The organism is Paenibacillus sp. JJ1683, assembly GCF_053006485.1.
Genome location: NZ_CM129820.1, coordinates 752,111 through 767,407, shown reverse-complemented (window position 1 = coordinate 767,407; position 15,297 = coordinate 752,111). Strand labels below are relative to the sequence as shown.

At 46.7% G+C, this 15,297-nt stretch carries 9 protein-coding genes; 6 read left to right on the top strand and 3 right to left on the bottom strand.

The genetic code is table 11. The features are described 5' to 3' along the window. Positions 1–2: 2 nt before the first annotated feature. Entirely contained in the window at positions 3–1,703 is a 1,701-nt protein-coding gene (locus ACUC6J_RS03425) for a spore germination protein (RefSeq protein ID WP_153794565.1), read from the bottom strand. Between the two features lie 244 nt (positions 1,704–1,947). On the opposite strand from ACUC6J_RS03425, the gene ACUC6J_RS03420 reads away from it, so the two are divergent. The 3 genes from ACUC6J_RS03420 (at position 1,948) to ACUC6J_RS03410 (ending at position 8,015) form a co-directional block, all read left to right on the top strand. After that, positions 1,948–2,289 (top strand): phage tail protein, encoded by a 342-nt coding sequence (locus ACUC6J_RS03420; protein ID WP_016819423.1) that lies wholly within the window; start codon positions 1,948–1,950, stop codon positions 2,287–2,289. A gap of 49 nt (positions 2,290–2,338) precedes the next feature. After that, positions 2,339–6,229 carry an immunoglobulin-like domain-containing protein gene (locus ACUC6J_RS03415; protein WP_447249755.1) on the top strand — a complete coding sequence of 1,297 codons (3,891 nt, stop codon included), beginning with the start codon at positions 2,339–2,341 and terminating at the stop codon, positions 6,227–6,229. Positions 6,230–6,440: 211 nt separating this feature from the next. After that, positions 6,441–8,015, top strand: coding sequence for an exosporium glycoprotein BclB-related protein (locus ACUC6J_RS03410; protein WP_447249754.1), 1,575 nt, complete (start codon positions 6,441–6,443; stop codon positions 8,013–8,015). 68 nt (positions 8,016–8,083) lie between these two features. On the opposite strand, the gene nirD is transcribed toward ACUC6J_RS03410, so the two are convergent. Continuing rightward, entirely contained in the window at positions 8,084–8,413 is a 330-nt protein-coding gene (gene nirD, locus ACUC6J_RS03405) for a nitrite reductase small subunit NirD (protein ID WP_257126654.1), read from the bottom strand. A 39-nt stretch (positions 8,414–8,452) separates the two neighbouring features. After that, positions 8,453–10,882, bottom strand: a complete 2,430-nt coding sequence (gene nirB / locus ACUC6J_RS03400) for a nitrite reductase large subunit NirB (protein WP_447249753.1) — start codon at positions 10,880–10,882, stop codon at positions 8,453–8,455. A 317-nt stretch (positions 10,883–11,199) separates the two neighbouring features. Between nirB and ACUC6J_RS03395 the strand changes: the two genes are divergently transcribed. From ACUC6J_RS03395 to ACUC6J_RS03385, 3 genes are read left to right on the top strand one after another with little or no spacing between them, the layout of a single operon-like run. Continuing rightward, positions 11,200–12,858: a spore germination protein gene (locus ACUC6J_RS03395; protein ID WP_340864206.1), complete on the top strand. Its 1,659-nt coding sequence runs from the start codon at positions 11,200–11,202 to the stop codon at positions 12,856–12,858. A 25-nt stretch (positions 12,859–12,883) separates the two neighbouring features. After that, on the top strand, positions 12,884–13,987 hold the full coding sequence (locus ACUC6J_RS03390; protein WP_340864205.1) for a GerAB/ArcD/ProY family transporter: 1,104 nt from the start codon (positions 12,884–12,886) through the stop codon (positions 13,985–13,987). Beyond that, positions 13,980–15,179 (top strand): Ger(x)C family spore germination protein, encoded by a 1,200-nt coding sequence (locus tag ACUC6J_RS03385; protein WP_340864204.1) that lies wholly within the window; start codon positions 13,980–13,982, stop codon positions 15,177–15,179. The genes ACUC6J_RS03390 and ACUC6J_RS03385 overlap by 8 nt, the downstream gene beginning before the upstream one ends. Positions 15,180–15,297: the final 118 nt, after the last annotated feature.

Genomic DNA, 15,297 nt, shown 5'->3' with positions numbered 1-15,297 from the left:
ACTCATCCTTGTCGCTTAGGGTCTTTATGCTTCAAAAGAATGGGTCTGTTTTTCATAAATTGCAACGGTGCTCGTACGAAGTAATCTTTCCAGTCTTTGAACGAACGGGGGGTCGTTAGACTAAGAAACGGAACACCAAAGCTGTGTAATTTAACCATATGAATACTCAGCATCAGAAAAAACATGATCACGCCATACAAGCCAAAGATGGACGCCGTGAACATGGCACCGAAACGAAGAACACGCATGGATATGCCAGCGCTGTATACAGGGGCGGAAAAGGAAGAAATCGCTGTGACTGCCACCACAATGACGAGGATCGGGCTTACAATCCCGGCGTCAACAGCCGCCTGTCCAATAATCAAACCGCCGACGATACCCATCGCTGGACCGATGGGTTTGGGGAGCCGAAGTCCTGCCTCGCGTAAAATTTCAATGGAAATCTCCATAATCAGGGCCTCAATCAACGTCGAAAACGGCACTCCCTGTCTAGCACTGATAATGGAAATGACCAGCTTGGTTGGAATCAGTCCGGGATGAAACGAGATAAAGGAGATATAAAGCGCTGGAGCAAATAACGATATGAAAGTAGCCATAAACCGAAGAAATCGAATCAGCGACCCCGGTAGCCATCGCTCATAATAATCTTCGGGAGACTGGAGCATCATCCCATACGTTACAGGCATAAGAAGCGCAAAAGGTGTACCGTCCAGCAGAATCGCGACACGTCCCTCCAGCAATGCAGCCATGACCCGATCCGGTCTCTCCGTATTTTGAATTTGCAGAAATGGGCTAAGAAAATTATCTTCAATAAGCTGCTCTACATAGCCCGACTCCAGTACCTCATCCATATCAATGGTTTGGACCCGCCGCTTCACCTCATCTACAAGCTCCGGGTCGGCAATGTCTCTGAAATACACTACCATGAGCTGTTTTTCCACTCTTTTGCCGACTTTGAAGGATGACATGGCCAGTTCTGTACTTTCTCCATGCCTGCGCAGCATCGCTGTATTGTCGCTGAGTGTCTCTGTAAAACCAATTCTCGGTCCGCGCAGCACCGATTCCGATATGGGATCCTCCACTCCTCGTGTATTTCCCTTGGGTGTACCCAGCACAAAAGCACCCGGTATGCCCTGAATCACGAGTATGACTGAACCAAACAGCACCTTTTGCAAGGAGAACTGCACCTCTAACGTATACTCCGTCTCCGATACCAGCATGACCTGGTGAACAATCATATCCCGAAGCTCTTTTCCTCGCGGAAGCTCTCCCTTCTCTTGCCCGGAGCTGCCCCAATCCATCAGCGGTTTTAATATATTCTGATCCATGCCAACCTTGTCCGTTAATCCATCCACAAAAAAAAGTGTGCTTACAGCGTTCAGATTTTCCAGAAAAATCGAGCGTTCGTTTACGTCTGCCATATCTGCAACTGCTTGTCTGATTTTTGCTATGTTGGCTTCATAATCTTCGGTAAAGGTCCCCTTTTCCTTCTCTGCCTCACTGACAGATGGATTATGATCTGCCTGCTCCGAACGATCTTCTTCTTCCATAAGCTTTAATCGTTCCATACGTCTGCTCTCTCGACCATCCAGCGCTTTAAGTTGTCGTACTGTCAGAAAAATAATCAAAGGTATGATGAACAAAAAGAAGGCTTCCACCCATATATTCCATTTGGGCGCATGAGTTCCAATGACCTGCCACACGCTGTCTCCTCCTTCACTTCCATAGGATTTGTATATAGATTTACCTGGATTAGAAAAAAGATGCATGAAAGATGAGGCAGATGGAACAAATTTCTTTGCTCATAAAAGGAATAAAAAGGTGAATTTGATAGATGAGCTGTATTGCAAAAATGGAAATCCATGATAATATCTATTCATTCTATGACTAATGTCACAAATTTGTTGAATTCGTGGTCCATTATTCGAATCTAAAGGAGTTGTAGGTATGAAGAATCATTTTTGGAAGAAAGCCGCCGTATTGAGTCTGTTGGCGGTCATTTTGTTAGGAGGAACAGCGATTAGCCCCAAACAGGCACACGCAGGTTATGAGCCTTATATGGGGGAAATTACGATGTACCCATACACGTTCGCTCCTAAGGGCTGGCTAAAATGCGAAGGCCAGCTGTTGCCCATTGCTCAGTATTCAGCATTATACAGTCTGCTGGGCACTAATTTTGGCGGTGATGGAGTGCGTACATTTGCATTGCCTGACTTGCGTGGAGCTTCCCCGTTGCCGAATGTAAACTACTACATCGCAATCGAAGGGGATTACCCGTCCCGCCCATAATATGAACACGCTCAAGTGGTGTGCTATTTAATAAAGAAGAGGTGATAGCGTGCTCGAAGGAAATAACTTCACACGCAACAAGTTAAAACCCTACCGTGTGCTGATTCCACTGCTGCCATTTATCAGCGGTGCGGCTTTGCTCATAGGGACGAATGAAACCAATGCTGCCGGCTGGGAAAATGTAGTGTTTAACAAACCAACAACATCAAGTGGCTACACCCAGCCCTATGATCCCTCCAAGGCTGTGGATGGGTCAATCGAACCGACAAGCCGCTGGTATCAAGCCAGCAACGGTGAAAAATGGATCGAGGTAGATCTGAGAGACTGGTATATCGTAGATCGATACGTTGTTACAGGTATGGGTGTCCATTATGGATGGAACGATGAACGTGATCCATACAGTTTCCGATTGCAGACGAGTAGCAACGGATTTAATTGGGCGACTGTGGATACTGTGCAGAATAATGTGAGCTCTAATTTTCAAAAGAGCATTACTCCTGTAACTACACGATACCTTCGATTATATATTGATCAAGGAAATGCAAGAAACAATCAATGGGCCTCCATCATGGAATTCGCAGCTTATGGGGAACGACTCCCCATTCCACAAGCTCCGGGTCATTTTACAGGTACTAAAAATGGAAATACCGTGGAGTTAAGCTGGGATGCCGTTCCTTATGCAGCCTCATACAAAGTCATGCGAGATAGCGTAACGCTCTATACAGGCAGCTTAACCCAATTCATAGACACTTCAGCATTGCCGCCAGGTGAAGCAGTTTACACGGTTCAGGCCGTGAATGCTAAAGGGGAGAGCACTCCTTCAGAGGTCAAAGTGACCATACTTACCGATGCCGAGAGAGTTGCACAGGCAAAAGCCGCCCTTACTTTAGGCTTCTCTCCTGGAGATACAGTGGATTCGGTATCCCAAAAGCTGACACTGCCACTCACTGGGTTAAATGATACGACGGTGAGCTGGAGTTCGGATACTCCTGACGTCATTACGAACGAAGGCGCTGTAATACGTCCGCGATACGATTTGGGTGACCAAAAAGTAAAACTGACAGCAACGATTGCGAAAGGAACCGCCTCGGATACCCAAACTTTCGAAGTTACCGTTTCAAAGATGACTGCTCAAGATACATTAAATCAAGCAGCAGATGCCCTATCGCTTGGTGATTTGTCTGCGGTACAAGAAAATGTATCACTCCCTCTCTCCGGTTATGGTGGAGTGCAGATCGAATGGTCCTCGTCCAAACCTCTTGTCATTGCAGCAGATGGAACACTCACCAGACCTCCTTATAGTAGTGGAGATACGGACGTTACCCTAACGGCTACCCTGCAACTTGCAGGCTTAACGAAAACAAAGGACTTTACTGCACACGTACTCCGTCTGCCGATGAGCGACACTGAAGCCGTGGACGCAGCATACAGAGCACTGGAACTACCGCTAACGACAGTAACCGGAGACGTATATTTGGCAAAGGATGCGCTGAATGGCGTTCAGGTGTCATGGTCGTCGAGTCAACCTGAGTTCCTGGATCATACTGGACATGTAACCTTCCCAACCTATGTACAGGGCGATCAGACCATCACGCTGGAGGCGGTTGTGTCAAGAGGTGGGGTTGAGCTTCGAAAAACCTTCAGTCTGCTCGTACCTGCATTGCCCGTAAGCGCTGATGAAGCAGTGAATTTGGCGGCAAATACACTGAATCTGGATTACCCGCAAGGGATTAAGGATTCCATCGCCCTGCCTCGTACAGGGGCATTTGATACCCAGATCGACTGGTCCTCGGATCAACCGGATATCCTCAGTGATAGTGGTCAGGTAAATCGGCCTAAATATACAGACGGTGATATGAATGTACAGTTAATTGCTATGATTTCTAAAGGCATAGCTTCTGTCCAAAGAACATTCACGATCACCGTGCTGAAAGCATTGCCGAATACACCTTATGTACGACTGAACGGCAATAATCCAATTGTTTTGGAAACCGGCGACAGCTTCACGGATCCGGGAGCCAGTGTATTGGACAGTGTATACGGCAATATCCTGGTCCCCGATCTTTCAGGGATCGGCAATGTCGATACGAATGTACCTGGTGTATACGTATTGAACTATGCTTATAGCGACAATGGAAGTTGGACCGCAGAACCGGCAGAACGCCGTATAAACGTGTTGCCCCGTGCTGTTGCAGCCGCAGCAGGCGACGAGGATATTGCCTCTGTGATTGTCACAGGCGCTTTACCGAGCGCACGGCTTGAGCTGTATAATGCCCAGCAGGAGCTTATAGCGGAAGGAATCGCTTCGAGTGAGGGAAAATATACATTTACACCTGTACCCGAAGGAGCCAGCTTCTATGTGCTGCAGAACGTAAATGGCATGAAGAGCGCTCCCTCAGGGCTAGTGTATCCGCAAGGATTAACCGCGCAGCGTGTCGCGGATTCCATCACAAGCATACCTGCCCCTACAACAAGTGATACACTGCTTAGGTTGCCTGCCGTACCTAATGGCTTCCGTGTGACCATCAGCAGCAGCAGTCAGCCAGACATTGTGCGTACAGACGGAACTATTGTTCAAGCAGACACCCCTTCCGTTGTCACTGTCATGCTGAATGTCATGAAGGTAAGTGATGGTTCTCATGCTTTGACGCAGGCCATAGAAGTCATCGTCCCTGCCAAAGTAAGTGTGGACACAGGCAAGTCTAATAAAGATAAAAATGAGGATCAGGATCTATCTGCTGGCATACAACAGATAGGATTTTTAGAGCAAGGGAAAACAGTCTCCCTCTTTGTTCCTCCTGCGGCATTCCTGGATGAACAGATCCAACAAGCACTTCGTGAAGGCAAGGCATACGCTGACATTCGTTTGGAGCAGGAAAAGCAAATGAGTCGTGTTCTCCTCACTCATTCTGTACTAAATAAATGGGATCAGCTCGGAGCTTCAGTGATATCCCAATATGGGACGCTGATGGTATCCAGTGACACACTAACCAGCATGGCCGCCTCAGGTCAGCAGGACGTCACCATGTCATTCCAGCAGGCAGATCAGCAATTTCGCGATTGGGCCGAGCAGCAACCCAACCTGAAGCTGATAGGACCGGCTGTAGAAATTAAAGCTAACGTGACAGGGAATTCGTCCATCGTTCTGCCGCTGGATAGCGTATCCTCAAGTGAATTGCAAAATGTTGAACCTCAATTCTCCATTCTTGTGATGTATGAAAATGGTGAACGTGAGATTCTAAAAGGTACTGCTGTGGTGAATTCACAAGGGATTTTGTCGGGTGTGAGTCTGAATACGTCTCGATTAGGTACCTTTGCCGCTGCCGTCTCTACGAACGCGTCTCAGGTTGATCAGACCCGTGTACAAAATGACCCCATCCATTCGTCAGATTCGCAAGAACCAGCTCAGGTATGGCCGGACCTACAAGGTCACTGGGCAGCGAAGTCCCTACAATCTCTTGCAGCCAAAGGCTGGATGCAGGGCTATAAAGACGGCAACATGCGCCCTGAGCGTGCGGTGAGCCGTGCAGAATTTGTAGCCACATTGATCAGGGCTTTAGGAACTACTGGAGACGAGAGCCTGTCTACCTCATTTACAGATATGAAGGGGCACTGGGCTGGATCGGCCGTGGATGCCGCTTACCGTCAGGGATGGATTCAAGGGCTAACTGCTCAGACGTTCGGACCTAATGAGAGCCTTACCCGTGAACAGGCGATGGTGATCCTGTCACACGCGATACAGAATCAGACATCCATTTCCAGTCCTACTGGACTGCAATCCTACAAGGATGATCAGCAGATTGCTTCCTGGGCTTCCACAGCATTCGAGAAAGCCATAGGCTCGGGTTGGATCAGCGGGTATCCTGATGGAACGCTCAAACCGAAAGCCGCCATTAGCAGAGGCGAGATGGCTGAACTGCTGGTACGAATTTTCAAATAAATCTGCCGAAGACATATAATCTAATAGACTACACACTAAAGCGCGGTCCCAGGCATTTGGGAACCGCGCTTTTGTTATCAATATTTTATTAAGCTTTGCTTGTGTATTCACCCTTTTCACTTCAATAAATATATTATGAATATCTGTAAAACGGGGCGATTAACCATCTGTCACCTCTACAGTAGGCAGAATGAGGAGGAGATACTTGAGCATGAAACATAAAAGACCGTTCAGGTTCAGTGGTGCTTCAAAAAAAGATGAGGACTGCAAACCATCAAGAGATATTAGAAGTATCGAAACGCTTCTCAAGCTTATTAATGAATTGACCTCGATCATCCCACTTGTATTCGCAAACCCTTCTGCGGCTAATGTATCTTTATTGCAACAGATTTTAAGACAATTACTGTCTCTGGCGAAAAGTTTAAGACTTAGAGGCGGGGCTAGGGCAGATTTACTGGCGGCGTTGGAGCTTGCTATAGTAGCGTTAGAAGCCACGCCTTTCTCTCCGATCAGCGTAGGTACTACATTACAGCAACTGCTGGATGCCCTATTGTCCATCGTTCTACAGGAATCCCTCAGTCCAACTCTTAAAGACAGTTTAATCCGTGCAATCAGAACTGCGGGAACGACGGTTAGCAACGCACTAAGTGAACCGTATTTGTCAGGGGAGCCCGGCCCACAAGGGCCTCCGGGACCTGTGGGGCCTGGTGGTGCGCCTGGTCCAGCAGGTGTGCCGGGCCCTCCAGGACCTCCCGGGTCTCCAGGACCTGTAGGTGCCGCTGGGCCTGTCGGAGCTGAAGGACCTGCTGGACCTGCTGGGCCTCCGGGAGCTGCTGGACCTGTAGGTGTCGCTGGACCTGCCGGGCCTGTCGGAGCCGCAGGGCCCATCGGGGCCGCCGGACCTGAAGGGCCTGCTGGACCTCCCGGAGGTGTAACAGGCCCTACGGGACCGACTGGCGCCGATGGCCTGCCGGGTGCAGTTGGCGCGGTCGGGCCTGCTGGAGCCACGGGACCGACTGGCGCCGATGGCCTGCCGGGCGCGGTGGGTGCGGCCGGTCCTGCTGGACCCACTGGACCGACCGGGGCCGATGGTCTGCCGGGCGCGGTGGGCGCGGTCGGGCCTGCTGGAGCTACGGGACCGACTGGCGCCGATGGCCTGCCGGGCGCGGTGGGCACGGCAGGACTCGCCGGAGCCACGGGCGCAACAGGTGTTGGCGGAGCTACCGGAGCCACAGGGGTTACAGGCGTTACTGGAGCCACTGGTTCGGGGGCAATCATCCCATTTGCTTCGGGTGGACCAGCAATTTTGACAACCATTGCCGGCGGACTGGTTGGAACCACAAGTTTAATCGGCTTTGGAAGCTCAGCAACAGGCATTAGTCTCGTAGGCGGTATCATTGATCTCACAGGTACGCTTGTAGGACCAGTCATTAACTTTGCTTTCTCCGTTCCACGGGGTGGTGTAATCACATCCATTGCCGGATATTTCAGTACAACTGCTGCTCTAACCCTCTTGGGATCATCCGTTAGCATTACTGCCCAGTTGTTTAGTTCCCCGACACCTAATAACACCTTTATAGCCGTTCCCGGAGCTACCGTTACATTGACCCCCCCGCTAACTGACATCGTTGCATTAGGAACGACTTCTAGTGGTATTGCTACTGGGTTGGCAATACCCGTAACCGCACAAACCCGTCTGCTTATGGTTTTCTCTGCCACAGCTACAGGAATTTCTCTCGTTAATACCGTGGTGGGCTACGCAAGTGCAGGCGTTACCATTACCTAATCCAAAACGAAAAGGGCCCACAGGATTATTCCTGTCGAGCCCTTTTTATTTTTATTCCTTCAAATAAATTAAACCGTTTCGAGCGATATTTTCACTTCTTCTCCCTCTTCACAGACGGCGAACGTTTTAATTTGCCCGTGATCGGGCTCTTGAACGGTACCCGTCCGCAAATCAATTTTCCAGTCATACAAAGGATCATAAATATAATGTCCCGATACTATCGCCTCTGTAAGAGGACCTCCTTTGGGATGAGGGTTGGTATTTTCAACAGCATAAAGCTCATTCTCCGAAGTGCGGAAAACAGCAATTTCAGTCCCTTTAATGTGGATGGTACGTCCTATTCTAGTCGGAAAATCCTTACTGTCACCGACGACAAGCCATTCGGCATTCTTGATCATTTGCTTGATTGCTCCCTTCCTCAGGCATTTTAGATACAATTACACAATAGATGGAGTGACAACTTCAAATAGATTTTTACGTGTATCCTCATCATTGATGATCTTTTTCCACGGGTCTTCGACCTGTTGTAGTGCAAATTCAATACGTTCTACTAAAGCTTGTCGATTAGCGGTATCGTGAACGACAACCTTCTGAATCTCTTCCAGACCGATCCGTTCCACCCACTCCGAAGTACGTTCCAGATATTGCCCTGTTTCCCGATAGAACTGCATCACGGCTCCTACAATATCAATCAGTTCAGCGTCCGTTTTTACTTTACAGAGTGAATCAGCCAACCGTGCTTTAATACCGCCGTTTCCACCGATAAAGATCTCCCAGCCCCCGTCATTGCCTACGATTCCGATATCTTTTGTACATGATTCCGCACAATTGCGTGGACAGCCATTAACTGCTAATTTGAATTTTGCTGGGAAATCCAGTCGTTCAAATTTCCGTTCCAGCACTTCTCCCATTCCCATCGAATCCTGTGTACCAAAACGGCAAAATTGCGATCCAACACAGGTTTTAACCGTACGAAGTGATTTCGCGTAGGCATATCCTGAAGGCATATCGAGTTCTTCCCACACTTTAGGCAGATCTTCTTTACGGACACCAATCAAATCCAGCCGCTGTCCCCCAGTTACTTTAACGACTTTAACGTTGTATTTAAGAGAAACATCAGCTATTTTCTTCAGATCCTCTGGAGTCGTTACACCGCCGTACATTCTTGGCACCACTGTAAACGTTCCGTCTTTTTGAATGTTCGCATGCAATCGCTCATTTACAAAGCGGGAATCTCCCTCATTTTCATAGGTATCTGGGTTAATCATCCCTAAATAATAATTCAGCGCCGGACGGCATTTGGAGCATCCTTCATCATTATGCCAACCCAGTACATTCATCACTTCACGCGTAGTTGTCAGCCCTTTGGTTTTGATCGCTTCCACAATCTCATCCCGGCTCAATGTTGTACAACCACATATTCCTTGCTTGGCTGACGTCTTGAAGCTGTCTCCAAGAACATATTGCAAAATTTGCTCAACAACTGGCTTACATCCACCACAGGAACGCGTAGCTCCGGTACATGCCTTAATTTCGTCGACTGTGGTTAGTCCATTTTCATTAATTGCATCCACAATCGCCTTTTTAGTTACACCGTTACAGCCACACACAATTTCGTCATCGGCCATCGTTTCAGCGGATGATGTTTTCGCCCCGTGATTGCTGCATCCAGTACCCATAAGCTGTCCATATATTTCATCTGTCATTGGCGTTTGCTGACGCACATACTTTTGAAGACTAGCAGATTCGCTCACATCGCCAAACAGTACTGTCCCCACAATTTTATTGTCACGAAGCAGCACTTTTTTGTATGTGCGCTTCCACTCATCCTTTGCTACAATCACCGTATGTTCAGGCTGGGTTATGAATTCGCCAGCTGAGAAAACATCCACCCCTGAAATTTTGAGCTTGGTGGAAACTACCGATCCTGCATAACCTTCAGTATCCGCGCCTGCCAAATGTTTGGCAATTACACTTCCCTGTTCAAACAGCGGAGCTACCAGACCGTAGCAGACCCCACGGTGTTCAACACATTCCCCTACGGCATATACATCCGGCAAGGATGTTCTCATCAAATCATCGACCACAATCCCACGGTTCGTTTCCATACCACTTTCCACGGCTACCTGGATATTAGGCTTGATTCCGACGGCCATTACGACCAAATCCGCTTCCAGCTCGCTTCCATCCGAGAAGCGCAGTCCTTGTACCCGATCTTGACCGTACACCTCTGCAGTTTGCATTTGCATAGCAAACTTGATTCCCTGGCGTTCCAGCTCTGCTTTCAACATCGCAGAGGCTTCCCGGTCTAGCTGACGTTCCATCAAATCTTCCATTAAATGAACGACCGTAACATCCATCCCCAGGTTGACCAGGCCTTTAGCTGCTTCCAGCCCCAATAGACCTCCGCCAATGACAGCCGCCTTTTTGTAGGTTTTCGCTGCTTCCAGCATTTCCGAGCAATCGGCGATATCTCGGAAACCAATAACGCCCGGTAATTCTTTACCCGGAATAGGCAGAATAAACGACTGTGAGCCAGTGGCTACCAAAGCTACATCGTAATCAATTTCCAGTCCGTCCTCGGTGCGAATCTTCTTGTGCTCACCATCGATGCTTTTAACCATTTTTCCTGTATATAAAGTAATCCCTTGGTCCGCATACCATTGCAAATCGTTCAGTATGATATCATCTATTGTTTTACTACCTTCCAACACATAAGAGAGCATGATCCTGTTATAGTTTGGATGCGGCTCACTTCCCAGGACTGTAATCTCATATTTATCCGTTAATTTTAAAATTTGTTCGACCGTATTGATACCAGCCATCCCGTTCCCTATAACCACAAGCTTCTTTTTACTGTTTATCATATACCGGTTCCTCCATTCATTCGACGCTACTTCCTATCCGACGACATCTCTACGTTTCTAATGAATATTGTTTATGCTTCTATTCTAATACAGTAGATAGGTCTATATGTGATTTCAATCACAATATAGTTAAAATTATGAATATTTAGGGATTTCCCTATTCTATTTCAAGGGATTAAGGTAAGGACCGGAAATCATAGCCGTGTCATCGAATGAATCTTTCCAATTCATGCGTAAATACAACCGTTATAAGGAATACTTTATGAACAACTTGTATCTTATGGGAAAATGAATTGAATTGTTTGGAGGTAATCATCATGTGGTCTAAAATCATTACTTATCTTCCTAGCTGGAGTACACTCTTTCAAGCCGGCCTCGCGTTGATTATTCCTTTAGGAATTTATTATATAAACACCTCGATTTATTCATTTGTCGGCAGTAAGGGAGCCAAATCTAAGCATAACAAAGGTCCCATTGATCAAAGACATGAACCAAGCTCTAAAATTACAGGAAATTATGATTCCGACTTACAGACAATTCGTGAGGCTATAGGCGAAAATAGTGATGTGCATTTTCGTGAGTTTATGGTGAAGAAATTTCATGCTCGGTCCATGTTAGTCTTCATAGATGGTATGCAGGATGAAAAGCTTATGAGCGAGCAGGTATTGGAGGTCTTGATGTTTGAGGGCCAGCAGGGCCAGGACCAACAGGAACAGCAGCCGGAAGGTTTAAGTAACTCTTTTATAAAAGAAAGCCTGATGCCACTTACGCAAATTAGTGAAGTTACCCGTATGGAGGAACTGTACGAGTTCATCCTTTTAGGTCATACCGCCTTATTAATTGAAGGAATGAAGGAAGCGCTACTGGTGGGCCCGCCTAACGGCGCTATTCGCTCCGTCAATGAGCCAACCTCTGAAGCATTGCTTCGGGGTCCCAGAATCGGTTTTACGGAAGTATTGAGTGAAAATACTTCGATGCTTCGCCGCCAAGGCTTAAATAAGAGTCTGGAAATGAAGAAATTCCAAGTAGGAAGCAGAATCAAAAAGGATCTCGTTATCGCTTATATAAAGGATATTGTGAATCCGGACCTGCTTGAAGAAGTAAGCCGCAGAATATCAAAAATAGACATGGATTTTTTACCTGAATCCGGATATGTGGAACAACTTATCGAAGACAATTATTTAAGTCCATTCCAACAGGCTCATAACACAGAGCGTCCCGACCGTGTCATTAATGCTTTGTTGGAAGGAAGAATTGCGATCTTACTGGATGGTACCCCCTTTGCACTTATTGTGCCGGTGACCTTCAGTATGCTGCTTCAATCTCCCGAGGACTATTATGAGCGATGGATTCCAGGAACACTTTTACGTCTGCTTCGTTTTAGCGGAGCGTTTATAGCGCTTATGGGGCCTGCTTTGTACATTTCTTTTATATCGTTTCATCCCGGTTTAATTCCGACCAAGCTGGTCATTAGCATTATCGGAACCCGTCAAGGCGTCCCTTTCCCATCCGTCATTGAGGTCCTGATTTTGGAAATCTCTATCGAAATTCTACGGGAGGCCGGTATTCGCTTGCCCAAACCTATTGGTCCTGCGATGGGCATTGTAGGAGGCTTGGTCATCGGTGATGCTGCTGTCAATGCGGGCATCGTTAGTCCCTTCCTGGTCATTGTGGTTGCGGTTACGGCCATTTCTTCGTTTTCCATACCAACATATAGTGCGGGCATAACCCTGCGCCTTTTGCGTTTTGTCGGAATGTTTTTTGCAGCAATGCTGGGCATGTTTGGAACCATATTGTTCTTTCTGTTAATTTGTATCCATCTGACGAAGTTAAGAAGCTTTGGTGTACCATATGTAACTCCCTTTTCCCCCATGCGACCAAGCGACTGGAAGGATCTGTACATCCGAGCTCCTATTTCTCTGATGAAACGAAGACCTGTCATGATGAAAACACAGCAACGCAAACGACGATCATGATGCCCAATACGAAGGAGGAGCTACTGTGTTTAGAAACTCAGATGATAAGATCACAACGAAGCAGGCGGCTGTATTCTTGACCAATACCGTATTGGGCGCAGGGATCTTGACGCTACCGAGAGGTGTAACTGAACAAGTGCAGACTCCTGATGCCTGGCTTTCTGTCCTTATCGGCGGAGGTATTGTTATATTCGTCATCTGGGTCATGGTGAAGTTAAGTCAAAAGTTTCCTGGAAACACCATATATCAATACTCCAGAAGAATTGTAGGCACTGTTCCGGGAGGATTCTTAAGCGTGCTATTAATTATTTACTTTATTATCATAGCCGGATTTGAGATCCGTGTGTTAGCTGAGGTAACCGTATTTTTCCTACTGGAAGGCACACCCATCTGGGCGATTGTGATTCCATTCATCTGGGTAGGGAGTTATTTGGTTTTTGGAGGCATTAATTCCATCGCGCGGCTGTACCAGATTGTACTTCCGATCAGTCTCTTCTTTCTGCTTCTCTGTTTTGTCTTTAGCTTAAGAATTTTTCAAATTGATCATCTTCGTCCCGTATTGAGTGATGGAATTTTCCCCGTCATCAAGGGGCTGAAATCGACTATTCTTGTCTTTGCTGGATGTGAAGTCGTCATGACACTGGTCGCTTTTATGCAGCAGCCCGAAAAAGCATTTAAGGCCATGGCAGCGGGCATCAGTATCCCTTTAGTTTTGTATTTTTTGACTGTAGTTATGGTGATCGGCGGGCTATCAGTAGATTCTACGGTGACAAGTACTTGGCCTACCATTAATTTGATGCGAAGTTTTGAGATCCCCGGATTTCTTTTTGAGCGTCTGGAGTTTCCACTGCTGGTGATCTGGGTGATGCAAATGTTTTGTAATTTCTGCAGTTTTTTCTTCAATGCATCTTTAGGTCTCTCACAAGTGTTTGGTCTCAAATATCGTTATGCGATTTTCGGTTTAATTCCGCTTATCTTTATCTCCACCATGACTCCTATTCGTATGATGGAAGTGTTTAGTCTCGGTGACGCGATTGGATACATGGGGATCATATTATTTTTGATGATACCGGTATTTCTCTCCATCGTATTGATGATCAGGAAGAAGGGATTGAAGCAAAATGTGTAGACGGTCTATCTTATCTGTACTGCTTGCCTCCATTCTTCTGGTCACTCAAGTCGGCTGCTGGAGCAGTAAAGAAGTAGAGGAGCTTAGCATATATACAGGATTGGCTCTGGACCGTGGAGAGCTCACTCCATTGGAACAGGATCTGGAGAAGAAAGGAAGCCGGTACTTCAAGAAAAATAAAATTACGGCCAGTTTACAAATCGTTCCCAAAAAATCATCTGGTGGCCCAAGCCAGCAAGGTGGAGGAGGGGGACAAGAGCCAAACTATAACAACATAACCAGCACAGGAGATTCTTTGCTTGAAATTTTTCGACAGCTCTCTCTCCGTTTGGATCGCCCCGTTATTGGCCACCACCTAAAGGTTATGGTGATTTCTACCGAACTGGCAAAACAACAGACGATGCAGCAATTGATGGATTTTGTGCTTCGTGATAATGATATTCGTCCGAGTTGTTTGGTCTTCTTAAGCAAAGGACGAGCAGCTAATACTTTAGTTACCAAATATAAGGAAGAAGTCCCATCCATTCATATTCTATATATGCTTCGTAACCATTTCAGAACCAGCAAGGTCATGACAGGGGTCAATTTGTCTGAATTGGATGGGATGATGCATTCCAAAAAAAGCTATATATTGCAAAACATTACTGAGTCCGATGGGGAATTAGAATTTTCAGGTGCTGGCATTATCAAAGGAGATACCGGTCACTGGATCGGTACTTTGGGACAACAAGACGTGGAGAGTATCGGATGGGTTAAGGGTGATGTCGAGGGCGGAGCTGTCAAAACGTATGATAAGAATAATGAAGCCATAACCTATGAAATTAAATCGGTAAAAAGCAAAATGACGATCAAGATGACCAACGGAAACGACATCTCTTTTCATGTAAAAATTGAATCCAAAGGACGTCTAATTGAAAACTGGGATGAGACAGTGAACCCGACTGAGACGTCAAACATAAAAGAGGCAGAGAAAGAATTTGAAAAACAAGTGACTCAAAGGATTAAGTCCCTTATGCACAAATTACAAGCCGAATACAAAGTCGATGTGGCCGGTTTTGGTGAACGTTTGCATATTGAAAAACCTCAGATTTGGAAAAAAGTAAAAGATGATTGGGATTATAAGTTCAGTAAAATCCCCGTAACCTTCGATGTTAAGCTAACCATTACGGATTTAGGTTCCTCAGCCGAATAGTCAACATCTACTCAAAATTTGTCCTCGAGTCAAAAAAGAACCCCTCTTCTTTAGAAGAGGGGCTTTCCACCACATTGAACTATTCCAAATTAATCACTCGTTCTTGGGTCAACTCTAA

What these genes read in the sequence shown, in the direction of transcription:
- ACUC6J_RS03420 (WP_016819423.1), top strand. Translation starts at nt 1,948, where the DNA reads ATGAAGAATCATTTTTGGAAGAAAGCCGCCGTATTGAGTCTGTTGGCG.
- ACUC6J_RS03410 (WP_447249754.1), top strand. Translation starts at nt 6,441, where the DNA reads ATGAAACATAAAAGACCGTTCAGGTTCAGTGGTGCTTCAAAAAAAGAT.
- nirD (WP_257126654.1), bottom strand. Translation starts at nt 8,413, where the DNA reads ATGATCAAGAATGCCGAATGGCTTGTCGTCGGTGACAGTAAGGATTTT.
- nirB (WP_447249753.1), bottom strand. Translation starts at nt 10,882, where the DNA reads ATGATAAACAGTAAAAAGAAGCTTGTGGTTATAGGGAACGGGATGGCT.
- ACUC6J_RS03395 (WP_340864206.1), top strand. Translation starts at nt 11,200, where the DNA reads ATGTGGTCTAAAATCATTACTTATCTTCCTAGCTGGAGTACACTCTTT.
- ACUC6J_RS03385 (WP_340864204.1), top strand. Translation starts at nt 13,980, where the DNA reads ATGTGTAGACGGTCTATCTTATCTGTACTGCTTGCCTCCATTCTTCTG.